23 protein-coding genes are annotated in these 24,163 nt (G+C 60.8%); 17 read left to right on the top strand and 6 right to left on the bottom strand.

All coding sequences use genetic code 11. From position 1 onward, the window contains the following. The first annotated feature begins 25 nt into the window (after positions 1-25). Positions 26-697, top strand: coding sequence for a 7-carboxy-7-deazaguanine synthase QueE (gene queE, locus ACJ8HH_RS13890; protein WP_041033308.1), 672 nt, complete (start codon positions 26-28; stop codon positions 695-697). 29 nt (positions 698-726) lie between these two features. Here queE and queD read toward each other — a convergent pair whose 3' ends face one another. Beyond that, entirely contained in the window at positions 727-1,086 is a 360-nt protein-coding gene (gene queD / locus ACJ8HH_RS13885) for a 6-carboxytetrahydropterin synthase QueD (RefSeq protein WP_004932638.1), read from the bottom strand. Between the two features lie 436 nt (positions 1,087-1,522). On the opposite strand from queD, the gene cysJ reads away from it, so the two are divergent. The 3 genes from cysJ (at position 1,523) to ACJ8HH_RS13870 (ending at position 5,837) form a co-directional block, all read left to right on the top strand. Then, positions 1,523-3,325, top strand: coding sequence for an NADPH-dependent assimilatory sulfite reductase flavoprotein subunit (gene cysJ, locus ACJ8HH_RS13880; RefSeq protein WP_043148129.1), 1,803 nt, complete (start codon positions 1,523-1,525; stop codon positions 3,323-3,325). Beyond that, on the top strand, positions 3,325-5,040 hold the full coding sequence (gene cysI, locus ACJ8HH_RS13875) for an assimilatory sulfite reductase (NADPH) hemoprotein subunit (protein WP_049196052.1): 1,716 nt from the start codon (positions 3,325-3,327) through the stop codon (positions 5,038-5,040). The genes cysJ and cysI overlap by 1 nt, the downstream gene beginning before the upstream one ends. A gap of 62 nt (positions 5,041-5,102) precedes the next feature. Beyond that, positions 5,103-5,837, top strand: coding sequence for a phosphoadenylyl-sulfate reductase (locus tag ACJ8HH_RS13870; protein ID WP_016929052.1), 735 nt, complete (start codon positions 5,103-5,105; stop codon positions 5,835-5,837). A 56-nt stretch (positions 5,838-5,893) separates the two neighbouring features. Here the strand turns inward: ACJ8HH_RS13870 and ACJ8HH_RS13865 are convergent, their stop codons facing one another. After that, positions 5,894-6,964, bottom strand: a complete 1,071-nt coding sequence (locus ACJ8HH_RS13865; protein ID WP_039568964.1) for an aminopeptidase — start codon at positions 6,962-6,964, stop codon at positions 5,894-5,896. Positions 6,965-7,225: 261 nt separating this feature from the next. Here ACJ8HH_RS13865 and cysG point away from each other — a divergent pair, with 261 nt between their 5' ends. The 5 genes from cysG to ACJ8HH_RS13840 all read left to right on the top strand — a co-directional run bounded on the left by cysG (position 7,226) and on the right by ACJ8HH_RS13840 (position 12,065). After that, a complete protein-coding gene (cysG, locus tag ACJ8HH_RS13860) occupies positions 7,226-8,656 on the top strand; it encodes a siroheme synthase CysG (protein ID WP_039568889.1) in 1,431 nt (476 codons plus the stop codon). A 22-nt stretch (positions 8,657-8,678) separates the two neighbouring features. Further along, positions 8,679-9,587, top strand: coding sequence for a sulfate adenylyltransferase subunit CysD (cysD, locus tag ACJ8HH_RS13855; RefSeq protein WP_004932620.1), 909 nt, complete (start codon positions 8,679-8,681; stop codon positions 9,585-9,587). 11 nt (positions 9,588-9,598) lie between these two features. Next, positions 9,599-11,026, top strand: coding sequence for a sulfate adenylyltransferase subunit CysN (gene cysN / locus ACJ8HH_RS13850; protein ID WP_039568891.1), 1,428 nt, complete (start codon positions 9,599-9,601; stop codon positions 11,024-11,026). Beyond that, positions 10,965-11,654 carry an adenylyl-sulfate kinase gene (cysC, locus tag ACJ8HH_RS13845; protein WP_080311536.1) on the top strand — a complete coding sequence of 230 codons (690 nt, stop codon included), beginning with the start codon at positions 10,965-10,967 and terminating at the stop codon, positions 11,652-11,654. Before cysN ends, cysC begins: the two co-directional genes overlap by 62 nt. Before the next feature lie 84 nt (positions 11,655-11,738). Then, on the top strand, positions 11,739-12,065 hold the full coding sequence (locus ACJ8HH_RS13840) for a DUF3561 family protein (protein ID WP_004932611.1): 327 nt from the start codon (positions 11,739-11,741) through the stop codon (positions 12,063-12,065). A gap of 52 nt (positions 12,066-12,117) precedes the next feature. On the opposite strand, the gene ACJ8HH_RS13835 is transcribed toward ACJ8HH_RS13840, so the two are convergent. The 3 genes from ACJ8HH_RS13835 to ACJ8HH_RS13825 form a co-directional block, all read right to left on the bottom strand. Continuing rightward, the gene (locus tag ACJ8HH_RS13835; protein WP_039568894.1) at positions 12,118-12,840 is read right to left on the bottom strand and encodes an amino acid ABC transporter ATP-binding protein; all 723 of its coding nucleotides are present in this window, start codon (positions 12,838-12,840) and stop codon (positions 12,118-12,120) included. Next, positions 12,824-13,591: an amino acid ABC transporter permease gene (locus ACJ8HH_RS13830; protein WP_086556831.1), complete on the bottom strand. Its 768-nt coding sequence runs from the start codon at positions 13,589-13,591 to the stop codon at positions 12,824-12,826. Before ACJ8HH_RS13830 ends, ACJ8HH_RS13835 begins: the two co-directional genes overlap by 17 nt. A gap of 180 nt (positions 13,592-13,771) precedes the next feature. Then, complete coding sequence (locus tag ACJ8HH_RS13825; RefSeq protein ID WP_039568898.1) at positions 13,772-14,542, bottom strand: basic amino acid ABC transporter substrate-binding protein; 771 nt, start codon at positions 14,540-14,542, stop codon at positions 13,772-13,774. A gap of 403 nt (positions 14,543-14,945) precedes the next feature. Here ACJ8HH_RS13825 and ftsB point away from each other — a divergent pair, with 403 nt between their 5' ends. The 8 genes from ftsB to rpoS all read left to right on the top strand — a co-directional run bounded on the left by ftsB (position 14,946) and on the right by rpoS (position 21,251). Next, positions 14,946-15,266 carry a cell division protein FtsB gene (ftsB, locus tag ACJ8HH_RS13820; protein ID WP_016929043.1) on the top strand — a complete coding sequence of 107 codons (321 nt, stop codon included), beginning with the start codon at positions 14,946-14,948 and terminating at the stop codon, positions 15,264-15,266. Positions 15,267-15,269: 3 nt separating this feature from the next. After that, positions 15,270-15,977, top strand: a complete 708-nt coding sequence (gene ispD / locus ACJ8HH_RS13815; protein ID WP_033649254.1) for a 2-C-methyl-D-erythritol 4-phosphate cytidylyltransferase — start codon at positions 15,270-15,272, stop codon at positions 15,975-15,977. Between the two features lie 10 nt (positions 15,978-15,987). Beyond that, a complete protein-coding gene (gene ispF, locus ACJ8HH_RS13810; RefSeq protein WP_004932594.1) occupies positions 15,988-16,461 on the top strand; it encodes a 2-C-methyl-D-erythritol 2,4-cyclodiphosphate synthase in 474 nt (157 codons plus the stop codon). 4 nt (positions 16,462-16,465) lie between these two features. Then, a complete protein-coding gene (gene truD / locus ACJ8HH_RS13805) occupies positions 16,466-17,512 on the top strand; it encodes a tRNA pseudouridine(13) synthase TruD (protein WP_033649256.1) in 1,047 nt (348 codons plus the stop codon). Beyond that, entirely contained in the window at positions 17,493-18,254 is a 762-nt protein-coding gene (surE, locus tag ACJ8HH_RS13800) for a 5'/3'-nucleotidase SurE (RefSeq protein ID WP_039568903.1), read from the top strand. The genes truD and surE overlap by 20 nt, the downstream gene beginning before the upstream one ends. Beyond that, entirely contained in the window at positions 18,248-18,874 is a 627-nt protein-coding gene (locus tag ACJ8HH_RS13795; RefSeq protein WP_033637164.1) for a protein-L-isoaspartate(D-aspartate) O-methyltransferase, read from the top strand. The genes surE and ACJ8HH_RS13795 overlap by 7 nt, the downstream gene beginning before the upstream one ends. 325 nt (positions 18,875-19,199) lie before the next feature. Further along, complete coding sequence (gene nlpD, locus ACJ8HH_RS13790) at positions 19,200-20,198, top strand: murein hydrolase activator NlpD (protein WP_033649258.1); 999 nt, start codon at positions 19,200-19,202, stop codon at positions 20,196-20,198. Positions 20,199-20,252: 54 nt separating this feature from the next. Further along, entirely contained in the window at positions 20,253-21,251 is a 999-nt protein-coding gene (rpoS, locus tag ACJ8HH_RS13785; protein ID WP_004932578.1) for an RNA polymerase sigma factor RpoS, read from the top strand. Positions 21,252-21,330: 79 nt separating this feature from the next. Here the strand turns inward: rpoS and mutS are convergent, their stop codons facing one another. Further along, positions 21,331-23,886 (bottom strand): DNA mismatch repair protein MutS, encoded by a 2,556-nt coding sequence (gene mutS, locus ACJ8HH_RS13780; protein WP_060451849.1) that lies wholly within the window; start codon positions 23,884-23,886, stop codon positions 21,331-21,333. Positions 23,887-24,163 lie beyond the last annotated feature (277 nt).

The raw sequence follows: 24,163 nt of genomic DNA, 5'->3' as shown, positions 1-24,163 counted from the left end.
TTTACTTTTCCAGATTGAGAAACCGATGCAGTACCCGATCAATGAGATGTTCCAAACCTTGCAGGGCGAAGGCTTTTTCACCGGCGTGCCGGCCATTTTTATCCGCTTGCAGGGCTGTCCGGTAGGGTGCAGTTGGTGCGATACCAAACATACCTGGGAAAAGGAAGCCAATCGGGAAGTCGACCTGCAACGGATCCTGGTCAAAACAGAAGAGAGCGACGCCTGGGGCAACGCCAGCGCCGAGCAGCTGTTGGCGGTGATGCGCCAACAAGGTTACACCGCGCGCCATGTGGTGATCACCGGCGGCGAACCCTGCATCTACGATCTGGCGCCGCTGACCGAGCTGTTCGAACAGCATGGTTATGGCTGCCAGATTGAGACCAGCGGCACCCACGAGGTGCGCTGTTCCGCCAACACCTGGGTGACGGTTTCGCCGAAGGTGAATATGCGCGGCGGCATGAAGGTGCTGGATCAGGCGCTGCGGCGCGCCGACGAGGTGAAGCATCCGGTGGCGCGCGAGCGCGACATCGAGGCGCTGGACGCGCTGCTGGCGACGCTGCAGGACGACAAGGCGCGCATTATTGCGCTGCAGCCGATCAGCCAGAAAGAAGAGGCGACCCGCCTGTGCATCGAAACCTGCATCGCGCGCAACTGGCGGCTGTCGATGCAGACCCACAAGTATCTGAACATCGCCTAAAATCAGGGCGCCCTTGGGCGCCCTTTCTTTTAACCTTTATATACGCATCCCGCAGTACAGGTCTCTTTCACCATCACCGCAGTCAGTTCCGGCAACTGGGGCTTGAGCTGCTGCCAAATCCAGGCGGCGAGCACTTCGCTGGTGGGATTTTCCAATCCTGGAATATCGTTCAGATAATGGTGATCCAGCCGCTCCCAGATCGGGGAAAACACAGCCTTGAGCTCGGCGAAATCCATCACCCAACCGGTGTGGGGATCCACTTCACCGGTCACTTCCAGACGCACCATAAACGAATGCCCATGCAGACGGCCGCATTTATGGCCCTCCGGCACGTGGGGCAAACGGTGTGCGGCTTCAAACTGAAAATCTTTAAACAGCGTGGTTGCCATTATTACGGCCTCATTGACTCAAAAACCGCCGCATAGTACCGGAAAGCGCGTCTGCTTGCCATTTATACCGTTATGGTCTAGCGCCGCGATAACCGCGCCCGGTTAACACTTTTTTTGTTTGGTGTTTGCGGCACCTATCGGCTGGGGTAATGAGCCGAAATGTTGAACGGTGAAAAAACGATGAAAAAAAGCGCTTTAATTTCATCTGGATAAAAAACTTTGTTTAACGGTTTAAGCGTTATCCCTTACCGGAAAAACAGCTTAGTCATTTTGGTTATGATTTATTGCTATCCCTTATTTAATCGTTGCTATTCTGCTCGGTAACCTTACAAACTCTCCTGATCTTTTCCGCACACCCGACGCAGCGAAGAGACAGCGACTGACACTGGCGCGCGCCTGGCAGGAAAGGCGCTAAGTATAGGAAATAAGTACAGCAATGACGACTCAGGCTCCTCCAACATCTTTGCTCCCGCTGACGCCCGAACAGCTGGCGCGCTTGCAGGCGACGATCGGCGACTATTCGCCGACGCAGCTGGCGTGGCTGTCCGGCTATTTTTGGGGCATGGTCAATCAACAGCCCGGAGCCGTGGCCATTGCGCCTGTCGCCCCTGCGGCTGCCGCCGGCATCACCATCATTTCCGCTTCGCAGACCGGCAATGCGCGCCGCCTGGCGGAGCAGCTGCGCGACGATCTGCTGGCCGCCAATCTGAGCGCCACGCTGATCAGCGCCGGCGACTACAAGTTCAAGCAGATAGCTCAAGAGCGCCTGCTGGTGATCGTCGCCTCTACGCAGGGGGAAGGCGAGCCGGCGGAAGAAGCGGTGGCGCTGCATAAATTCCTGTTCTCGAAGAAGGCGCCGAAGCTGAATGACACCGCTTTTGCGGTGTTCGGGCTGGGCGACACCTCTTATGAGAATTTCTGCCAGTCTGGTAAGGATTTCGACGGCAAGCTGGCCGAGCTGGGGGCCGAGCGCCTGGTGGAGCGCGTGGACGCCGACGTGGAGTACCAGGAACTGGCCGTCGCCTGGCGTAAACAGGTGGTGTCGGTGCTGAAGGCGCGCGCGCCGGCGGAAAGCGCCGCACCGGGCGTGTTGGCCAGCGGCGCGGTCGATCTGATCGACAGCAGCCCGTACAGCAAGGAACAACCGCTTACCGCCCAGCTGGCGGTCAATCAGAAAATTACCGGCCGCGCGTCGGATAAAGACGTGCGTCATATCGAAATCGATCTGGGCGACTCCGGCCTGCGCTATCAGCCGGGCGATGCGCTCGGCGTATGGTTCGACAACGATCCGGCGCTGGTGGACGAACTGGTGCAGCTGTTGTGGCTGAAAGGCGACGAGCCGGTCGAGGTGGAAGGGCAAACCCTGCCGCTGGCGCAGGCGCTGCGCAGCCATTTCGAGCTGACGCAGAACACCACGCCGATCGTCGATAAATACGCCGCGCTGTCGCGCGACGAAACGCTGATCGGCCTGCTGGCGGATAAAGCCGCGCTGCAGCAGTACGCGCACAACACGCCGATCGTCGACATGGTGCGTCAGGCGCCGGCGGATCTGAGCGCCGAACAGCTGGTCGGCCTGCTGCGCCCGCTGACGCCGCGTCTGTACTCCATCGCCTCTTCGCAGGCGGAGAACGAAAGCGAAGTCCACATCACCGTGGGCGTGGTGCGTTACGACATCGACGGGCGCGCCCGCAGCGGCGGCGCCTCCGGCTTCCTGGCGGATCGCCTGGAGGAAGACGGCGACGTGCGGGTGTTTATCGAACACAACGACAACTTCCGCCTGCCGGCCAACCCGGAAACGCCGGTGATCATGATCGGCCCGGGCACCGGCATCGCGCCGTTCCGCGCCTTTATGCAGCAGCGCGACGCCGACGGCGCCGGCGGCAAAAACTGGCTGTTCTTCGGCAACCCGCACTTCACCGAAGATTTCCTGTATCAGGTCGAATGGCAGCGCTACGTGAAAGACGGCCTGCTGACCCGCATCGATCTGGCCTGGTCCCGCGACCAGCAACATAAAATATACGTACAAGACAAACTGCGCGAACAGGGCGCGGAAGTGTGGCGCTGGATTCAGGAAGGCGCGCACATTTACGTCTGCGGCGATGCCAATCGCATGGCGAAAGACGTGGAAAACACATTACTGGAACTGGTGGCCGAGCACGGTGGCATGGATACCGAGCAGGCGGATGAATTTTTAAGTGAGCTGCGCCTTGAGCGCCGTTATCAGCGAGATGTTTACTGATGAGTGATAAACACCCCGGGCCTTTGGTAGTCGAAGGCAAACTGGCCGATGCGGAGCGCATGAAGAAGGAGAGCAACTTCCTGCGCGGCACCATCGCCGAAGATTTGAACGACGGCCTGACCGGCGGCTTCAACGGCGACAACTTCCTGTTGATCCGTTTTCACGGCATGTATCAGCAGGATGACCGCGATATTCGCGCCGAACGCGCCGAGCAGAAGCTGGAGCCGCGCCACGCCATGATGCTGCGCTGCCGCCTGCCGGGCGGCATCATCAGCCCGCAGCAGTGGCTGGGCATCGACAAGTTCGCGCAGGAGAGCACGCTGTACGGCAGCATTCGCATCACCAACCGCCAGACGTTCCAGTTTCACGGCATTCTGAAAGGCAACGTCAAACCGGTGCACCAGCTGCTGAACCGCCTGGGGCTGGACGCGTTGGCGACCGCCAACGACGTCAACCGCAACGTGCTGTGCACCTCCAACCCGGTGGAATCCGAGCTGCATCAGGAAGCCTACGAGTGGGCGAAGAAGATCTCCGAACACCTGCTGCCGCGCACCCGCGCCTACGCTGAGGTGTGGCTGGATCAGGAGAAGGTGGCCACCACCGACGAAGAGCCGATTCTGGGGCCGACCTACCTGCCGCGCAAATTCAAAACCACGGTGGTGATCCCGCCGCAGAACGACGTCGATCTGCACGCCAACGACATGAACTTCGTGGCGATCGCCGAAAACGGCAAGCTGGTAGGCTTCAACCTGCTGGTGGGCGGCGGGCTGTCCATCGAACACGGCAACAAGAAGACCTACGCGCGGCAGGCCAGCGAATTCGGCTACATTCCGCTCGAGCATACGCTGGCGGTGGCGGAAGCGGTGGTGACCACGCAGCGCGACTGGGGCAACCGCACCGATCGCAAGAACGCCAAAACCAAATACACGCTGGAGCGCGTCGGGGTGGACGTTTTCCGCGCCGAAGTGGAAAAGCGCGCCGGTATCACCTTCGCGCCGGTCCGGCCGTATGAATTCACCGGCCGCGGCGATCGCATCGGTTGGGTGAAGGGCATCGACGATCAATGGCACCTGACGCTGTTTATCGAGAACGGCCGCCTGCTGGACTATCCGGGGCGTCCGCTGAAGACCGGCATGGCGGAGATCGCCAAGATCCATAAAGGCGACTTCCGTCTGACGGCGAACCAAAACGTGATCATCGCCGGCGTGCCGGAAAGCGAGAAGGCGAAGATCGAAGCCCTGGCGCGCGATCATGGCCTGATCGACGACGAGATCAGCGAGCAACGCAAGAACTCGATGGCCTGCGTATCGTTCCCGACCTGCCCGTTGGCGATGGCGGAGGCCGAGCGCTTCCTGCCGCAGTTCGTCACCAAGGTGGAAGGGATCATGCATCGGCACGGGGTGGGTGACGAGCATATCGTGCTGCGCATCACCGGCTGCCCAAACGGCTGCGGCCGCGCGCTGTTGGCGGAGCTGGGGCTGGTGGGCAAGGCGGTCGGCCGCTATAACCTGCATTTGGGCGGCAACCGCGAAGGCACGCGCATTCCGCGTATGTACCGCGAGAACATCAACGAAGACGAGATCCTGAGCGAGATCGACCTGCTGGTGGGGCGCTGGGCGAAGGAGCGCAACGCCGGCGAAGGCTTCGGCGACTTCACCATCCGCGCGGGCATCGTCAAACCGGTGCTGGATCCGGCGCGAGATTTCTGGGAGTGAGGCCGGGCGGCCCCTGGGGCAGAGGGGCCGCACAGGTAATTTCAAGTAGCAGGAGAGACAACATGGCTGAATTCGATCTGGCGGCGCTGAACGCGTTGCCCAAATCCGGGCAGGCGCTGGCATTGGCGGTGGTCAACGGCCAACTGGAGACCCTCAGCGCCGAACAGCGCGTTGCATGGGCGCTGGAGCATCTGCCCGGCGAGTTCGTACTCTCGTCCAGTTTCGGCATTCAGGCGGCGGTATGCCTGCACCTGGTGACGCGCATCCGGCCGGATATCCCGGTGATCCTGACCGACACCGGTTACCTGTTCCCGGAAACCTACCGCTTTATCGATCAACTGACCGACCAGCTGAAGCTGAATCTGCAGGTGTTCCGCGCCGAACAGTCTCCCGCCTGGCAAGAGGCGCGCTACGGCAAACTGTGGGAGCAGGGCGTGGAAGGGATTGAGAAGTACAACCAGATCAACAAGGTCGAGCCGATGAACCGCGCGCTGGAGACGCTGGGGGCGCAGAGCTGGTTTGCCGGCCTGCGGCGCGAGCAGTCCGGCAGTCGCGCCAATCTGCCGGTGCTGGCGGTGCAGCGCGGGGTGTTCAAGATCCTGCCGATCATCGACTGGGACAACCGCAAGATTTACCAGTACCTGACCGAACATGGGCTGAGCTATCACCCGCTGTGGGAGCAGGGCTACCTGTCGGTAGGCGATACCCACACCACCCAGAAGTGGGAGCCGGGCATGAGCGAGGAAGAGACGCGTTTCTTCGGCCTGAAGCGCGAGTGCGGTCTACACGAAGGCTAAACGGCGCGATCAACATGACAGGGCTCAGTTCAATGCTGGGCCCTGTTTTTTGCGGGCTACTTTTTCTTCTGTGCTTTCGGCGGGTGCGCCTGCGCCAGCTCTTTGATCAGCGGCAGCAGGATCTGCACGCTTTCGCGGCTGCGTTTGTCGATCCGCCCTGGCAGGTAGCGATCCAGGTACTGCAGGTTGTCATACTGCGGGCGGTGCCAGGTGATGCCCTGCGGGAAGTGCGGGCTGACGGCGCGCTGCTGGTAGCCGTCCTTGTCGCCCAGCGACCAGTTGGTGGCCTCCACTGACAGCACCGGGATGCCTGCGGCGTCGAATACCTCTTGATCGGAGCAGCAGCCGGTGCCCTTCGGATGCTGGGCGCTGCCCGGATTGCTGGCGGCGGCGATGCCGTAGCGGTGGGCGATATCCAGCGCGCGATCGCGGGAGCGTTTCGCCATTTGCGGCGGCGTGTTGCGCCCGGCGTTGAAGTACAGACGATCGCCGGTGATCAGGCTGTCGAGGTTGATCACCAGCACGGTGTTGCTTTTCTCTTCCGCGCTCATGCGTTGCAGGTAGTTTTGTGCGCCCAGCGAGCCGATCTCTTCGGCACTGGTGGCGACGAAGCGCAGGCCGTAGGCGGTGGGGATGCTTTTCAGGCGCTCCGCCAGTTCCAGCATCACGCCGATGCCGGAGGCGTTGTCGTCGACGCCCTGCAGCGTCAGGCCGCCGAGGTTGTTATCCAGGTCTTCGTCGCTCTGCGGCGTGTAGGTGTCGAAGTGGGCGACGATCACTATTTGTTTCGGGCTGGCGCCGTTGCGGGCGGCGATCACCGAGCTGGCGGTGACGTTGTTCCAATTCTTCTTGCCGTCTTTGCTGGTGTAGAGATAGCGCGTGTTGACGCTGCGAATATCGCTTTGATAACCCATCTTGCTGAACTGCTGCTTCAGGTAGTCGGCGGTGAGCAATTCGGCCGGGCTGCCCGCCATGCGGCCGGGGAAGTAAGTGGCGATGTGGCGGGTCTGTTCGGCGGCGAAACGGCCCATTGGCGCGTCTTTTGCGGGCTGTGCGGCACAAACGCTGAAGACGCCGCCGAGTGCGAGGGCCAGCAGGCTGGTCTTCAGGTAAAAACGGGAAAACATACCGAAAAATCCTTCTTTGCTATCGGCGCTGCCGATCATTTTTCTTCGGCACCCAGTATGAGACGCCGGGCGGCATTACACAATTTCCCCGTCTCTTAATTTTCGCGCGAATGCGCAAACCGTCGCCGCAGTTATCACCGTTTGCCTCTGGCGTTGCGACCTATATTCCATAAAGGAACTAATCATTCCTTTTCGTCATTTCAGAGGCTAAATCTCAGCCCGTATAGTCACACTATCTTTCTGTTATATGAAAAGGCTGTTGTGGACTATCTACCAATATTTGCCGACCTGAAACAACGTCCGGTGCTGGTCGTTGGCGGCGGTGACGTGGCTGCGCGCAAAGTCGATCTGCTTCAGCGCGCCGGGGCTGAAATACGGATAGTTGCGCAGTCGCTCTCACCGGAACTGGAACAACAACGTCAGCGAGGGCAACTGCTCTGGCTGGGGAAAACCTTTGACCCGCCGCAGCTGGACGACGTGTTTCTGGCGATCGCCGCCACGGACGACAACGCGCTGAATGCCGCGGTGTTCGCCGAGGCGGATAAACGCCGGGTGTTGGCCAACGTGGTGGACGATCAGCCGCGCTGTTCGTTCATCTTCCCGTCGATCATCGATCGCTCGCCGCTGGTGGTGGCGGTGTCGTCCAGCGGCCAGGCTCCGGTGCTGGCGCGGTTGCTGCGCGAAAAGCTGGAGGCGTTGCTGCCCGCCAGTTTGGGGCAGATGGCGCAGGTGGCGGGCCGCTGGCGCGGCCAGGCCAAACAGCGGCTGGCCTCGATCGGCGAACGTCGTCGTTTCTGGGAGAAAACCTTCGGCGGCCGTTTCGCCACGCTGGTGGCCAACGGCCAGACGGCGCAGGCGGAGCGGCAGCTGGAGCAGGATTTGCAAAGTTTCGCTGCAGGCGATGAAGGCGCGCAGGGCGAGATAGCCCTGGTGGGCGCCGGGCCAGGCGACGTGGGGCTGTTGACCCTGCGCGGGCTGCAGGTGATGCAGCAGGCGGACGTGGTGCTGTATGACCACCTGGTCAGCGGCGAGATCCTCGATCTGGTGCGCCGCGACGCCGAACGCATCTGCGTGGGCAAGCGCGCCGGCGCGCACTCGGTGATCCAGGAAGAGACCAACCGGCTGCTGGTGGAGCTGGCGCAGCAGGGCAAACGCGTGGTGCGCCTGAAGGGCGGCGATCCGTTCATCTTTGGCCGCGGCGGCGAAGAGCTGCAGGTGGCCGCCGCCGCCGGCATCCCGTTCCAAGTGGTGCCGGGCGTCACGGCCGCCGCGGGGGCGACCGCCTACGCTGGCATTCCGCTGACGCACCGCGACCACGCGCAGAGCGTGACCTTTATCACCGGCCACTGCCGCCCCGACGGCGATGGCCTGGACTGGGCCGATCTGGCCCGGGCGCGGCAGACGCTGGCTATCTATATGGGCACCATGAAGGCGGCGGACATCAGCCAACGCCTGATCGCCCACGGCCGCGCTGCCGATACGCCGGTGGCGGTGATCAGCCGCGGCACGCGCGCCGATCAGCAGGTGCAGATCGGCACGCTGGATCAACTGGAACATCTGGCCCAACGGGCGCCGCTGCCGGCGCTGCTGGTGATTGGCGAAGTGGTGGAACTGCACCATCAAATCGCCTGGTTCGGGCATCACTCGCAGACGGAAGGGGCCGCGCGCCCGGCCGTCGTGAATTTGGCATAGGCAAGGCTTTTAAGGATCTGTTATGGACGAAAAACGACTCACTCATTTGCGGCAATTGGAGGCGGAGAGTATCCATATCATCCGTGAAGTCGCCGCTGAATTCGCCAACCCGGTGATGCTGTATTCCATCGGTAAAGACTCTTCCGTGATGCTGCATCTGGCGCGCAAGGCGTTCTTCCCCGGTACGTTGCCGTTCCCGCTGCTGCACGTCGATACCGGCTGGAAGTTCCGCGAAATGTACGAATTCCGCGATCGCACCGCGAAGGAGTACGGCTTCGAGCTGCTGGTGCATAAAAACCCGGAAGGGGTGGCGATGGGCATCAACCCGTTCGTGCACGGCAGCGCCAAGCATACCGACATCATGAAGACCGAGGGCCTGAAGCAGGCGTTGAACAAGTATGGTTTCGACGCCGCCTTCGGCGGTGCGCGACGCGACGAGGAGAAATCGCGCGCCAAAGAGCGCATCTATTCGTTCCGCGATCGCTTCCACCGCTGGGATCCGAAAAACCAGCGGCCGGAGCTGTGGCACAACTACAACGGCCAGATCAACAAAGGGGAGAGCATCCGCGTCTTCCCGCTGTCGAACTGGACCGAGCTGGATATCTGGCAGTACATCTTCCTGGAAAAGATCGACATCGTGCCGCTGTACCTGGCGAAACCTCGCCCGGTGGTGGAGCGCGACGGCATGCTGATGATGGTGGACGACGATCGCATCGATCTGCAGCCGGGTGAAGTGATCAGCCAGCGCATGGTGCGTTTCCGCACTCTGGGGTGCTGGCCGCTGACCGGCGCGGTGGACTCGCAGGCGCAAACCCTGCCGGAGATCATCGAAGAGATGCTGGTCTCCACCACCAGTGAACGCCAGGGGCGGATGATCGATCGCGATCAGTCCGGCTCGATGGAGCTGAAAAAGCGTCAAGGGTATTTCTAAGGAGCCGCCGGATGAACAACGCAATCGCACAACAAATCGCCGACCAGGGCGGCGTCGAATCCTATCTGCACGCGCAGCAGCACAAGAGCCTGCTGCGCTTTCTGACCTGCGGCAGCGTCGATGACGGCAAAAGCACCCTGATTGGCCGCCTGCTGCACGATACCCGCCAGATCTACGAGGATCAGCTGTCGACGCTGCACAGCGACAGCAAACGCATCGGCACCCAGGGCGAGAAGCTCGATCTGGCGCTGCTGGTGGACGGCCTGCAAGCCGAGCGCGAGCAGGGCATCACCATCGACGTGGCCTATCGCTATTTCTCGACCGAAAAACGCAAATTTATCATCGCCGATACCCCGGGGCATGAGCAGTACACCCGCAACATGGCCACCGGTGCCTCCACCTGCGATCTGGCGATCCTGTTGATCGACGCGCGCAAAGGGGTATTGGACCAGACTCGCCGCCACAGCTTTATCGCGACCCTGCTGGGCATTCGCCACCTAGTGGTGGCGGTGAACAAGATGGATCTGGTGGACTACCAGGAAGCGGTGTTCGAGCAGTTCAAACAGGATTACCTGACCTTCGCCCAGCAGCTGCCAGGCGATCTGGACATCAAATTCGTGCCGCTGTCGGCGCTGGACGGCGACAACGTGGCGAGCGAAAGCGCCCATATGCCGTGGTACAGCGGCCCGACGCTGCTGGAAGTGCTGGAGAGCGTGGACGTGGTCAGCGAGCGAGAAAACCAGCCGCTGCGCTTCCCGGTGCAGTACGTCAACCGCCCGAACCTCGATTTTCGCGGCTATGCCGGCACGCTGTCCGCCGGCGTGGTGCGGGTGGGGCAACGGGTCAAGGTGCTGCCTTCCGGCGTGGAGTCCAGCGTGGCGCGCATCGTGACCTTCGACGGCGATCTGCAAGAGGCGGTGCCGGGCGAGGCGATTACGCTGGTGCTGAAGGATGAGGTGGACATCAGCCGCGGCGATCTGCTGGTCGACGCCGGCGAAAGCCTGCAGGCGGCGCAGAGCGCGCTGGTGGACGTGGTATGGATGGCCGAGCAGCCGCTGGTGCCGGGCCAGAGCTACGACATCAAGATCGCCGGTAAAAAGACCCGCGCCCGCGTGGAGAGCATCCGCCATCAGGTGGAGATCAATACGCTGGCGCAACACTCGGCCGGCACGTTGCCGCTCAACGGTATCGGGTTGGTGGAGCTGACCTTCGACGAGCCGTTGATGCTGGACAGCTATCAGAGCAATCACGACACCGGCGGGCTGATCTTTATCGATCGCATGAGCAACGTCACGGTGGGCGCCGGTCTGGTACGCGAAACGCTGCAGGCCGCATCGGCGGCGCGCGGCGAGTTCAGCGCTTTCGAGCTGGAGTTGAATGCGCTGGTGCGCAAGCACTTCCCGCACTGGGGCGCACGCGATCTGCTCGGTGGCCGATAAGGTGGCCGCTGAACTGAGGGCGACCGGGCCGGACGATGAGAACGTGGTTTGGCATCCGCACGCGGTGACGCGCGCGGATCGCGAAGCGCGCAACGGCCACCGCGGCGCGGTGCTGTGGTTTACCGGGCTGTCCGGCTCGGGCAAATCCACCGTCGCCGGCGCGCTGGAGCAGGCGCTGCACGGGCTCGGCGTCAGCACCTATCTGCTGGACGGCGATAACGTGCGCCACGGCCTGTGCCGCGATCTCGGCTTCTCGGACGAAGATCGGCGCGAGAACATTCGCCGAGTGGGGGAAGTGGCCAAACTGATGGTGGATGCCGGGCTGGTGGTGCTGACGGCGTTCATTTCGCCGCACCGCGCCGAGCGGCAGATGGTGCGCGAAATGCTCGGCAACGATCGCTTTATCGAAGTGTTCGTCGACACGCCGTTGGCGATCTGTGAGGCGCGCGATCCGAAGGGATTGTATAAAAAAGCGCGCGCCGGCGAGCTGCGCAATTTCACCGGCATCGACGCGGTTTACGAGGCGCCGCAGCAGCCGGAAATCCACCTCGATGGCCAACAATTGGTAACAAATTTGATTGCGCAATTGTTAGACGTGTTGCGTGGTCAGGCTATTATCAAACCCTGAATTCAAAAAAAGCGTGTGGCGTTTTTCGCCATGCGCTTTTTACTCTAAGCCGCCGCAGAGCGAGCCGAATAACCAGGGATCACTATGCAAAATGTCACGCCTATCTTGATCGACTCCAAGCAATCAAAACAGGAGAGAGAGGAGCCTTCTTATTCTTTCCTGGGCGGCGTCAGCGGCTTTGTTTTCTACTGGCTGGCGTTCGCGTTGCCGTTCCTGGTTTACGGTTCCAACACGCTGTTTTTCCTGCTCTATACCTGGCCGTTCTTCCTGGCGCTGATGCCGCTGTCGGTGCTGATCGGCATCACCCTCAGCATGCTGTTGCGCGGTCGTCTGATTTTGACGCTGCTGCTGACCGGCGCCATCGTGCTGTGCCTGTTCTGGCTGGTGTTCAGCTTCCTGACCGGGTGGTGAGAGAGCGGGCGCCGCTGCCGGTGCCCGAAGGATTGCAAAGCGGTGCCGAAGGTTACAAAACTTTGCTCAGAAACGCCTGTGTGCGCGGATTGGCCGGATGGCTGAAGATCTGCTGCGGCGCACCTTCCTCCTGAATGATCCCCTGATCGATAAACAGCACCCGATCGGCCACCTCGCGGGCAAAGCCCATTTCATGCGTTACCACCACCATGGTCATGCCCTCGTGGGCCAGGGACTTCATCACCGCCAACACTTCGCCCACCAGCTCCGGATCGAGCGCGGAGGTGGGTTCGTCGAACAGCATGATCTTCGGCTCCATCGCCAGCGCGCGGGCGATGGCCACCCGCTGCTGTTGGCCGCCGGACAGGCTGTTGGGGTAGGCGTCTATCTTGTCGAGCAGGCCGACCTTGCGCAGCAGCTGTTCGGCTTGCGCGATGGCTTCGGCGCGCGGCCGTTTCTTCACGCTCACCGGCGCCATGATGATGTTTTCCAACACCGTCATGTGCGGGAACAGGTTGAAGCGCTGGAACACCATGCCCACGCTTTCACGCATCTTGTTCAGGTCGGTTTTCTGATCGTGGACGGCGAAGCCGTTGACCTCGATCTCGCCGCCGGAGAGCGTTTCCAGCGCGTTGATGCAGCGCAGGAAGGTGCTCTTCCCGGAGCCGGAAGGGCCGATGACGCATACCACTTCGTTGGCGGCGATCCGGCAGGAAATGCCGCGCAGCACGTGGCTCTCGCCGAACTGTTTTTGCAGGTTATGTACGCGAATCACTTTTACCGAACCTCTTTTCCATGTGTTGCACCAGCAGCGAGAGCAGGAAGGTGATGACCCAATAGACCAGCGAAATGGTCAGGTAGGGCTCCCAGTAGGTGGCGTAGGCACCGGAGACGGTGCGGGCGGCATAGGCCAGATCCGCCAGGCCGATGGCGGAGGCCAGCGACGAATCCTTGACGATGGCGATGGCGTTGTTGCCCAGCGGCGGCAGCATGCGGCGGAAGGCCTGCGGCAGGATCACCTGGCGCATGGTCTTGCCGTAGCTCATGCCCAGCGAACGCGAAGCTTCCATTTGGCCGCGGTCGATAGACTGGATCCCGGCGCGGAAGATTTCCGACACATAGGCGCCGGCGTTGAGCGTGATCGCCACCACGCAGGAGAGAAAGGCGCCGTAGTCGGCGCGCAGCGCGCGGGCGAAATCGACGCTCATCAGGCCGCTGGTGACCAGCAGGCCGTCGCGCGGGTTGATGAACAGCGGCACCAGCGCGAAGTGCACGACCATGATTTGTACGAACAGCGGCGTGCCGCGAAAGGCGCTGATGTAGATGCGCACCGGCCACTGAACGCCGTAATGCAGTATGGGTTTCCAGATGCCGTGCGGCGCCTGCGCCAAACGGCCCAGCCCGAGGATCAATCCCCAGGTGGTGCCCAGCAGCACGCAGATAATGGTGCATTTGATGGTCATCCAGGCGCCTTCCATAAACAGCGGCGCGTATTCCTGGATAATCTCCCAGCGGAAGTTCAAGATCAGATCCTTATTTAAGCGTGTTAAGGCTACTGCGCGTTGTCATCTTGGGATTGGGCAGTGCTCGCCATCCTCATGGACTGCGTGTCCACTCCGGTGGCTGTGCGCTGGCCGCACCCAATCTGACTTAGCTCGCTACGCCTGTTTATTTGCTGGCCGACTGCGCTGAGGCGCGCCAGTTGATTATTCCGCCGGCAGCGTCGGTACGTTGCTGTCGAACCAGGTTTGGTAGATCTTGGCGTAGGTGCCGTCGGCGACGATCTTCTTCAGGCCGGCGTTAATCTTGTTACGCAGTTCGTCGTTGCCTTTGGCGACGGCGATGCCGAAATACTGGCGCTCGAACTTGGCGTCGGGCACCAGCTTGAAGGCTTTCTCAGGGTGGGTTTTGATATAGAACTTGGCCACGCCGACGTCGCCGACCGCCGCGCCGATGCCGTCTTCATACAGCTCCTGCAGCATCAGCGGCGTATTGTCGAAGCGCTTGATGGCGGTGCTGTTTTTGCCCAGCACATCGGATACCACGATGTCGCCGGTGCTGGAGTTCACCACGCCGACCTTCAGCGCTTTCAGCGCGGCGATAGAATCGACCGTCGAGTCCTGCGGCACGACGATGGCCTGTTCGGCCGGGAAGTAAGGCGCCGAGAAATCAACCATTTGCTTGCGTTTGTCGGTGATGGTGATGCCGGAAATGATGATGTCGCGATCGCCGGAATTCAACGTGGCGAAGATCCCTTCCCACGGCGTATTGATCAGTTTGATTTGGAAGCCTTCGGCCTTGGCCACCGCTTTGATGATGTCGATGTCGAACCCTTCCAGCTGTTTTTGGCTGTTTTCAAATTCGAACGGCCGATAGGTGCCGCCGGAGCCGACGACGTAGGTAGGTTCAGCCGCCAACGCGGCGGTGGAGAAGGTGGCGGCCAGGCAGGCGCCGATCAGAACTAAACGTTTTAACATCGCGATCCCCGATAATGAAAGGTTATACATTGGAATTATTTATGCACTAGTAGTGCATAAAAATAAGCTTCAATGAATGAAAGTGCAACCGCTGCATGAGGATTATTCTTTCTATGGTGGTAAATATTCATTTTTTGCATTGCTGTGGCGTAAGCGATGGGCCGGTAAGCGACGGTACAGTGATTCTTGCTGCATAATGGAGGAAGGGCAGTGTGTCTCTCATCGGAAAACGCGCCGCGCGCGTCGGGTAAAAGGGGCTTTTTTTGCCGCTTTCGCCGCGGATTTGGGTTATAAACTCGGGAACCCTTCATCCGTATTCTGAATTTGGCGTTGAAATGCCGCTCTCAGTGTGGAGTCCAACGAGAAGTTGTGGGATGATTGGTCGGTTTTTCAGGGGGCGGAGATGGGAAAACTTACGCTGCTATTGCTGGCATTGCTCGGTTGGTTACAGTATTCACTGTGGCTGGGCAAAAATGGTATTCACGATTACGTGCGGGTCAATGAAGACGTTGCGGTCCAGCAGGGCAACAACGCCAAGTTGAAAGCGCGTAACGATCAGCTGTTTGCCGAAATCGACGATTTGAACGGCGGACAGGAAGCGATCGAAGAGCGTGCGCGTAATGAGCTGGGCATGATCAAGCCCGGTGAGACTTTCTATCGTCTGGTTCCTGACCAATCCAGACGCAACGCGGCGTCTTCCTCGCAAAACAACGCACAAAAATAACGCATGAATCACTCCGCAGGCACCTTTCCCTCGGTGATTGCCGTCCTGCCCGCTGCCGGTATCGGCAGCCGCATGCAGGCGGAATGCCCGAAGCAATATTTAACTATCGGCCGGCATAGCATCGTCGAACACGCCATCCATGCCCTGTTGCGCCACCCGCGCATCGAGCGGGTGATCGTGGCGATCGGCCCCGAAGATCGCCAGTTCGAACAGTTGCCGATCGCCCAGGATCCGCGAGTGATCGTCACCGAGGGCGGCAAGCAGCGCGCGGATTCGGTGATGGCCGGGCTGAATCTGGCGGGCGATGCGGACTGGGTGTTGGTGCACGATGCCGCGCGCCCCTGCCTGCACGCCGACGATCTCGAGCGCCTGCTGGCGATTACCGCACACAGCAAGGTCGGCGGCATTCTCGCCGCGCCGGTGCGCGACACCATGAAACGCGCCGAACCCGGCCGCGAAACCATCGCCCATACCGTCGATCGGCAGGATTTGTGGCACGCGCTGACGCCGCAGCTGTTTCCGCTGCCGTTGCTCAAGCAGTGCCTGCAGCGCGCGCTGGATGAAGGCGCGAACGTCACCGACGAAGCCTCGGCGCTGGAGCATTGCGGTTACCATCCGCTGCTGATCGCCGGCCGGGCGGACAACATTAAAGTAACGCGGCCGGAGGATTTGGCGCTGGCGGCGTTCTATTTGACTCAGTTGGACAATTAAGGAGCGCATCATGCGTATCGGTCACGGTTTTGACGTACATAAATTCGGCGGCGAAGGCCCGTTGGTGATCGGCGGTGTTCGCATCCCTTACGACAAAGGTTTGCTGGCCCACTCCGACGGTGACGTCGCGCTGCACGCCGCGACCGATGCCCTGCTGGGCGCGGCGGCGCTGGGCGATATCGGCAAGCTGTTCCCCGATACCGATCCGGCGTTCAAAGGCGCCGACAGCCGCGAACTGCTGCGCGAAGCCTGGAAACGCATTCGCGCCAAGGGATACCGCCTCGGTAACCTCGATATCACCATTATCGCCCAGGCGCCGAAAATGGCGCCGCACATCCCGCAGATGCGCGTTTTCCTGGCGGAAGATCTGCAGTGCCATATGGATGACGTCAACGTGAAGGCCACCACCACCGAGCAGCTCGGCTTCACCGGGCGCGGTGAGGGCATCGCCTGCGAAGCGGTTGCCTTGCTGATCAAGGAATAACCGCATGGATATGGCGAATCTGACCTGGCTGCATGGTCGGCCGCAGAGCACCGGGGTGTTGAAAGCCAATCCGGAAGATTTCGTGGTGGTGGAAGATCTGGGCTTTGCACCGGACGGTGAAGGCGAGCACGTGCTGGTGAACATCCGCAAAAACGGCTGCAATACCCAGTTCGTGGCCGACTATCTGGCGCGCTTCGCCGGTATTCACGCCCGTTCCGTCAGCTATGCCGGCTTGAAGGATCGCCACGCGGTGACCGAACAGTGGTTCTGCCTGCATATGCCGGGCAAGGACACGCCGGATTTCTCCCGGTTTGCGCTGGAAGGCTGCGAGGTGCTCTCATATGCCCGCCACCTGCGTAAAATGCGCATCGGCAACCTGAAGGGCAACCACTTTACGCTGGTGCTGCGCCAGATTTCAGATCGTCAGGACGTTGAGCGCCGTCTGCAGGCCATCGCCGCGCAGGGCGTGCCGAACTACTTCGGCAGCCAGCGTTTCGGCCGTGGCGGCAACAACCTGGTGATGGCGCGCCGCTGGGCGAATGATGAAATTCGCGTCAAAGAGCGTAGCAAGCGCAGTTTTTACCTCTCTGCCAGCCGCAGCGCGCTGTTTAATCTGGTCGCGAGCAGGCGCCTGGCGGACGGCCTGCAGCGCACCGTGCTGGAAGGTGACGCCCTGCAGCTGAGCGGCCGCGGCAGCTGGTTTGTCGCCAAAGCCGATGAGCTGGAGACGTTGCAACAGCGCTTGGATGCCGGTGAGCTGGTTGTCACCGCGACGTTGCCGGGCGACGGCGAGCCGGGCACCGCCGGCAGCGCGTTGGCATTTGAACAACAATGCTTGGCGGAGCAGCCGGAATTGCTTACGCTTTTAAAGCGCGAGCGTGTCGACCCCGCTCGTCGGGCCCTGCTGCTGCAGCCGCAAAATATGCGGTGGAGCTGGTGGGATGACGTTACCGTGGAACTGCGCTTCTGGCTGCCGGCAGGCAGCTTCGCCACCAGCGTGGTTCGCGAGATCATGCAGCAGGATGACAGCGATGCGGATATTGCTGAGTAACGATGACGGCGTCAGCGCTCCGGGCATTCAGGTGCTGGCGGCGGCGCTGCGGGAATTCGCCGAAGTGCAGGTTGTGGCGCCGGATCGTAACCGCAGCGGCTCTTCCAATGCCTTAACGCTGGAGTCGCCGCTGCGCGCGCAGACGCTGGCCAACGGGGATATTGCGGTGCTGCAGGGGACGCCGACCGACTGCGTTTACCTTGGCGTCAACGCCTTGATGCGTCCGGCGCCGGATATCGTGGTCTCCGGCATCAACGCCGGGCCGAATTTAGGCGACGACGTCATCTATTCCGGCACCGTCGCGGCGGCGATGGAGGGCCGACACCTGGGGCTGCCGGCGTTGGCGGTGTCGCTGAACGGCCACCGGCACTACGCGACCGCCGCCGTCATTACCTGCCGCATCCTGCGCGCGCTGCAGCGCGAACCGTTGCGAACCGGAAAAATCCTGAATATCAACGTACCGGATCTGCCGCTGGCGGAGATTAAAGGCCTGCGCGTGACCCGCTGCGGCAGCCGCCATCCAGCCGACAAGGTCTTCTGCCAGCAGGATCCGCGCGGACAAAATATCTACTGGATCGGGCCGCCTGGTGATAAATTTGATGCCGGGCCGGATACCGACTTTGCGGCGGTGGAACAAGGCTATGTGGCGATAACGCCGCTGCAGGTGGATTTAACCGCCTACGCGGCGCAAGAAGTCGTGAAAACATGGTTAACCAAAGCAGAGGTTAGCGGGGAATGGTGAACAAGCGCATGCAAACATTGCTGACGCAGCTGCGGCAGCAGGGGATCCGGGACGAAAAGCTGCTGCGGGCGATCGAGGCGGTGCCGCGCGAGCGTTTTGTCGACGAAGCGCTGGATCATAAGGCCTACGAAAACACCGCATTGCCGATCGGCTCCGGCCAGACCATTTCCCAGCCTTATATGGTGGCGCGGATGACCGAACTGCTGAATCTGACGCCCACCTCGCGGGTGCTGGAGATCGGCACCGGTTCCGGCTATCAGACCGCCATCCTGGCGCATCTGGTGCAACACGTTTGTTCCGTCGAACGCATCAAGGGGTTGCAGTGGCAGGCCAAGCGCCGCCTGAAGCAGCTCGATCTCCACAATGTTTCCACCCGCCACGGCGATGGCTGGCAGGGCTGGGCGTCGCGCGGCCCGTTCGATGCGATCATCGTCACTGCCGCGCCGCCGGAGATCCCGCAGGCGCTGGTGGAACAGTTGGACGACGGCGGTATTCTGGTGTTGCCGGTGGGGGAGCAGGCTCAAACTCTCAAACGCATTCAGCGTCATGGCAACGAGTTCGTTGTCGATGCGGTAGAAGCGGTGCGCTTTGTGCCACTGGTGAAAGGCGAATTGGCCTAGCGATCGTCTGATTTTTCGACCGTCGGCAAAATCTGTTGCACTTTCATCATGCCCGGATAAGGTTTTCTCGTTCCAATCAGGTTAATTTTCACTAGAATTGGCCTTTCTACGTAGTTGTCTTATGGTGCGGCAACGCCAATCTGGTTAGCATTGGCGCGCGTTTTGATGCTCCGGCGCGAGATGACCTGGCATTCAGGGATCGGCCGGCGGCGCCTTTACATCGCAGAAACTGGGAAGTGGCAAAAGCTCGGCTACGATGTAAAGGGTATTTTGGATATATCACTGATATTGCTGTCATGGGGGAAGCATGAGCACGGGAAGCCCAATGATTACGTTACGCCGGGTTGCGGTGTGTACGATGGTAAGTTTGTGGTTGGCGGGTTGTACGAACAATGCCTCAACGTCGGCCCCTATCAGCAGCGTGGGTGGCGGCGGCGCCGTTCCATCCGGCAATAATAATGGCGGGGCGCAGCAGGCCAGTCCAGAGGGCCGCATTGTTTATAACCGCAGTTATAACGCCATTCCTAAAGGGAGTTACAGCGGCGGCGACACCTATACGGTCAAGCGCGGCGACACGCTGTTTTATATTGCCTGGATCACCGGCAACGATTTCCGCGACCTGGCGCAGCGCAACAATATTCCCGAGCCATACAGCCTGAATGTTGGCCAAACCATTCAGCTTGGTAATGGTTCCGCCAACGGCGGCGGCGGTATGTTGGCGACGACTGACGCGACCCAAGGCGGCGTTCCGAAGCCACCTTCCACCTCCCAGATCCAGACGGCAACGGTTGATTCTCAATCAACTAACGCGTATTCTGAAAACTCGGGTAAACAGAATGTAGGTAAGATGTTACCTGCAGCAGGGGCCGCAGCGGTTGGGACCGCGGCTGCGCCTGTTACCGCGCCGGAAGCCGCTCCACCAGTGAGCAGCACCGTCAGCAACAGCGCTCCGGTCAGTACCTGGAGATGGCCGACTGACGGTAAGGTTATTGATAACTTTTCCTCATCAGAAGGTGGGAATAAGGGTGTCGATATCGCCGGTTCCCGTGGGCAGCCGATCTTCGCTACCGCCGATGGCCGCGTAGTGTATGCAGGCAACGCTTTACGGGGTTACGGTAATCTAATCATCATCAAACATAATGATGATTACCTGAGCGCCTACGCTCATAACGACACAATGCTGGTCCGGGAACAACAAGAAGTGAAGGCGGGTCAAAAAATAGCCACCATGGGTAGCACCGGTACCAGTTCAGTACGTTTGCATTTTGAAATTCGTTACAAGGGGAAATCCGTAAACCCGCTGCGTTATCTTCCGCAGCGATAGATTGGGCAGAATACGCTGAGATTCTGCTCGCGGTATCACGGGTAGGAGCAGCATATGAGCCAAAATACGCTGAAAGTTAACGAGTTACATGATGATGCGGATTTCGACGAGAATGGAGCTGAGGCCGAGTCGTTTGATGAAAAAGCGCTGGTAGAAGAAGAGACCAGCGAGAACGATTTAGCGGAAGAAGAGCTGTTGTCTCAAGGCGTTACGCAACGCGTATTGGATGCGACGCAGCTCTATCTGGGTGAGATCGGTTATTCACCTCTGCTGACCGCAGAGGAAGAAGTCTATTTTGCGCGGCGTGCTCTGCGCGGTGACGTGCCGTCCCGCCGCCGCATGATTGAAAGCAACCTGCGGCTGGTGGTGAAAATCGCCCGCCGCTACAGCAACCGCGGTCTGGCACTGCTGGATCTGATCGAAGAGGGTAACCTCGGTCTGATTCGCGCAGTGGAAAAATTCGACCCGGAACGCGGTTTCCGCTTCTCCACTTACGCAACCTGGTGGATCCGTCAGACGATTGAACGGGCGATCATGAACCAAACCCGTACCATTCGTTTGCCTATCCATATCGTCAAAGAACTGAATGTCTATCTGCGCACCGCGCGCGAGCTTTCCCACAAGCTGGATCATGAACCGAGCGCTGAAGAGATTGCCGAGCAACTCGACAAGCCGGTGGATGACGTCAGCCGCATGCTGCGTCTGAATGAGCGCATCACCTCGGTGGATACGCCGCTGGGCGGGGATTCGGAGAAAGCGCTGCTGGACATTCTGGCCGACGAGAAGGACAACGGGCCCGAAGACACCACGCAAGACGACGATATGAAGCAAAGCATCGTCAAATGGCTGTTCGAACTGAACGCCAAACAGCGTGAAGTGTTGGCGCGTCGTTTCGGCCTGCTGGGCTATGAAGCGGCGACGCTGGAAGACGTAGGCCGGGAGATTGGCCTGACGCGCGAGCGCGTCCGTCAGATTCAGGTTGAAGGTCTGCGCCGTCTGCGTGAGATTCTGCAGATGCAGGGCCTGAGCATTGAGGCGCTGTTCCGCGAATAACGCCGGTTGTTGAACCGCATCAAATAAAAACGGTGAGCGTCATGCTCACCGTTTTTTTATGCCCGCGTTTGGCGCCAGACTACACCATATTTTTCAGCCGGTAGATCCATTCCAGCGCCTGGCGCGGCGACAGGGAATCCGGATCAAGCCCCTCCAGGGCTTCAACCGCCGGCGAGGTTTCTTCCTGCAGCAGCGTCATCTGGGTGGCATCGACGCTGCCCGAGGCGGTGTGGCTGGAGATAGACTCCAGCTCGCGCAGTTTCTGGCGGGCGCGCTTGATGACGTCGCGCGGTACGCCGGCCAATGCGGCGACCGCCAGGCCATAGCTTTTGCTGGCGGCACCGTCCTGCACGCTGTGCATGAAGGCGATGGTATCGCCATGTTCGAGCGCGTCCAGATGCACGTTGACCACGCCTTCCATTTTCTCCGGCAGGGTCGTCAGCTCGAAGTAGTGGGTGGCGAACAGCGTCATCGCCTTGATGCGGTTGGCCAGGTTCTCGGCGCAGGCCCAGGCCAGCGACAGGCCGTCGTAGGTGGAGGTGCCGCGGCCGATTTCATCCATCAACACCAGGCTATGCTCGGTGGCGTTGTGCAGGATGTTGGCGGTTTCGGTCATCTCCACCATGAAGGTGGAGCGGCCGGAAGCCAGATCGTCCGCCGCGCCGACGCGGGTGAAGATGCGATCCACCGGGCCGATGGTGGCCTTGGTGGCCGGCACGTAACTGCCGATGTGCGCCATCAGCACGATCAGCGCCGTTTGCCGCATATAAGTGCTTTTACCGCCCATGTTCGGGCCGGTAATGATCAGCATACGGCGCTGTGGCGACAGGGTGAGCGGGTTGGAGATAAACGGCTCGCTCAGCACCTGCTCCACCACCGGGTGACGGCCTTCGGTAATGCGGATCCCCGGCTGCTCGCTCATGGTCGGGCAAGCGTAGTTCAGGGTATCGGCGCGCTCGGCCAGGTTGGCCAGCACGTCCAGCTCGGCCAGTGCGGCGGCGCTTTGCTGCAGCTCCGCCAGGTGCGGCAGCAGCAGATCGAACAGCTCGTCGTACAGGCTTTTCTCGATCGCCAGCGCCTTGCCCTTGGAGGTGAGCACTTTGTCTTCGTACTCTTTCAATTCCGGGATGATGTAGCGCTCGGCGTTTTTCAGCGTCTGACGGCGCACATAGTGGATCGGCACCAGGTGGCTTTGGCCGCGGCTGACCTGAATGTAGTAGCCGTGTACGCCGTTGAAGCCGACCTTGAGCGTATCCAGCCCCAGCTTTTCACGCTCGCGGATCTCCAGCCGATCGAGGTAATCGCTGGCGCCGTCGGCCAGTGCGCGCCACTCGTCCAGCTCGCTGTTGTAACCGGGGGCGATCACGCCGCCGTCGCGCACCAGCACCGGCGGGGATTCAATGACCGCGCGCTCCAGCAGCTCGCGCAGCTCGTCGAACTGGCCCACCTGAGACAGCAGCTGCTGCACGTGCGGGGTATCCACATCTTGCAGCAGCGCGCGAATGTCGGGCAGTTGCTGGAAAGCATGGCGCATGCGCGCCAGATCGCGCGGCCGGGCGGTGCGCAGCGCCAGACGCGCCAAAATTCGCTCCTGATCGCCCACCTGACGCAGTGAAGGCTGCAGATCGGTGAACAGCTCCTGCAATGCGCCGATCGCCTGTTGGCGGGCGGTGAGAACCTTGATATCGCGGGTCGGCATGTGCAGCCAGCGTTTCAGCATGCGGCTGCCCATCGGCGTGACCGTGCGATCGAGGATCGCCGCCAGCGTGTTGTCGCTGCCGCCGGACAGGCTCTGCGTCAGTTCCAGGTTGCGGCGGGTGGCGGCGTCCATGATGATGCCGTCCTGCTGGCGCTCCATGGTGATGCCGCGAATGTGCGGCAGCGAAGTGCGCTGAGTATCTTTGACGTACTGCAGCAGGCAGCCGGCGGTGCGCAGCGCCTGGTGCGCCTGTTCGACGCCGAAACCGGTCAAATCGCGGGTGCCGAACTGCAGGTTGAGCTGCTGACGCGCGGTCTCAAGCTCGAATTCCCACAGCGGGCGGCGGCGCAGGCCGTGGCGCTGTTCGATCAGCGCCATTTGTTCGAAGGTTTCCGGGTAGAGCAGCTCGGCCGGATTGGTGCGCTGCAGCTCGGCGGCCATGGTTTCCAGATCCTGCGGCTCGGCGACGCGAAAGCGGCCGGAGCTCACGTCCAGCGTGGCGTAGCCGAAGCCGCGCGCGTCCTGCCAGATCGCCGCCAGCAGGTTGTCCTGGCGCTCTTGCAGCAGCGCTTCGTCGGTGATGGTGCCGGGCGTGACGATACGCACCACTTTGCGCTCGACCGGCCCTTTACTGGTGGCCGGATCGCCGATCTGCTCGCAGATGGCGACGGACTCGCCGAGCTGCACCAGCTTGGCCAGGTAGTTCTCTACCGCGTGGTGCGGCACGCCGGCCATCGGGATCGGTTCACCCGCCGAGGCGCCGCGTTTGGTCAGCGAGATATCCAGCAGCTGGGAAGCGCGCTTGGCGTCGTCGTAAAACAGCTCGTAGAAGTCGCCCATGCGGTAAAACAGCAGGATTTCAGGATGCTGGGCCTTGAGGCGCAGGTACTGCTGCATCATCGGCGTATGCGAATCGAGTTTATCGGTGCTATTCATGCGATTATTTTTCCAATCCATTGAATGTAAAGGGAACTGTGATTTTCATTGTCGTCATTCGCTATCACATTGTTTCAGCAGGCGCCGCCCCATTCAGCGCTTGGCGGGCGGCGCAAATCAAATCATCAAAACGCCAAACGGCGCGCTCAAACCCGAGGTTTGCACAGACGCTTATACTAGCCCAGCGGGCAATCGGCTGTCACAGGTAAAAATGGGAAGCGCTGCGCAAGGAGGAGTTGTAACGAAGCGAGATTGTCGTTCGCCTGCGGGCAACAAC

Source organism: Serratia sp. CY32780 (assembly GCF_052169135.1).
Lineage (GTDB): Bacteria > Pseudomonadota > Gammaproteobacteria > Enterobacterales > Enterobacteriaceae > Serratia > Serratia sarumanii.
Note: the sequence above shows the minus strand (reverse complement) of the source record. Positions and strands in the feature narration are given on the sequence as shown.

Coding starts and splice junctions, on each gene's coding strand:
- rpoS (WP_004932578.1), top strand. CDS start 20,253: ATGAGCCAAAATACGCTGAAAGTTAACGAGTTACATGATGATGCGGAT.
- mutS (WP_060451849.1), bottom strand. CDS start 23,886: ATGAATAGCACCGATAAACTCGATTCGCATACGCCGATGATGCAGCAG.
- cysI (WP_049196052.1), top strand. CDS start 3,325: ATGAGTGATAAACACCCCGGGCCTTTGGTAGTCGAAGGCAAACTGGCC.
- queE (WP_041033308.1), top strand. CDS start 26: ATGCAGTACCCGATCAATGAGATGTTCCAAACCTTGCAGGGCGAAGGC.
- cysN (WP_039568891.1), top strand. CDS start 9,599: ATGAACAACGCAATCGCACAACAAATCGCCGACCAGGGCGGCGTCGAA.
- ftsB (WP_016929043.1), top strand. CDS start 14,946: ATGGGAAAACTTACGCTGCTATTGCTGGCATTGCTCGGTTGGTTACAG.
- ispD (WP_033649254.1), top strand. CDS start 15,270: ATGAATCACTCCGCAGGCACCTTTCCCTCGGTGATTGCCGTCCTGCCC.
- truD (WP_033649256.1), top strand. CDS start 16,466: ATGGATATGGCGAATCTGACCTGGCTGCATGGTCGGCCGCAGAGCACC.
- ACJ8HH_RS13825 (WP_039568898.1), bottom strand. CDS start 14,542: ATGTTAAAACGTTTAGTTCTGATCGGCGCCTGCCTGGCCGCCACCTTC.
- surE (WP_039568903.1), top strand. CDS start 17,493: ATGCGGATATTGCTGAGTAACGATGACGGCGTCAGCGCTCCGGGCATT.
- cysC (WP_080311536.1), top strand. CDS start 10,965: ATGCGCTGGTGCGCAAGCACTTCCCGCACTGGGGCGCACGCGATCTGC.
- cysJ (WP_043148129.1), top strand. CDS start 1,523: ATGACGACTCAGGCTCCTCCAACATCTTTGCTCCCGCTGACGCCCGAA.
- cysD (WP_004932620.1), top strand. CDS start 8,679: ATGGACGAAAAACGACTCACTCATTTGCGGCAATTGGAGGCGGAGAGT.
- ACJ8HH_RS13865 (WP_039568964.1), bottom strand. CDS start 6,964: ATGTTTTCCCGTTTTTACCTGAAGACCAGCCTGCTGGCCCTCGCACTC.
- ispF (WP_004932594.1), top strand. CDS start 15,988: ATGCGTATCGGTCACGGTTTTGACGTACATAAATTCGGCGGCGAAGGC.
- ACJ8HH_RS13840 (WP_004932611.1), top strand. CDS start 11,739: ATGCAAAATGTCACGCCTATCTTGATCGACTCCAAGCAATCAAAACAG.
- nlpD (WP_033649258.1), top strand. CDS start 19,200: ATGATTACGTTACGCCGGGTTGCGGTGTGTACGATGGTAAGTTTGTGG.
- queD (WP_004932638.1), bottom strand. CDS start 1,086: ATGGCAACCACGCTGTTTAAAGATTTTCAGTTTGAAGCCGCACACCGT.
- ACJ8HH_RS13870 (WP_016929052.1), top strand. CDS start 5,103: ATGGCTGAATTCGATCTGGCGGCGCTGAACGCGTTGCCCAAATCCGGG.
- ACJ8HH_RS13795 (WP_033637164.1), top strand. CDS start 18,248: ATGGTGAACAAGCGCATGCAAACATTGCTGACGCAGCTGCGGCAGCAG.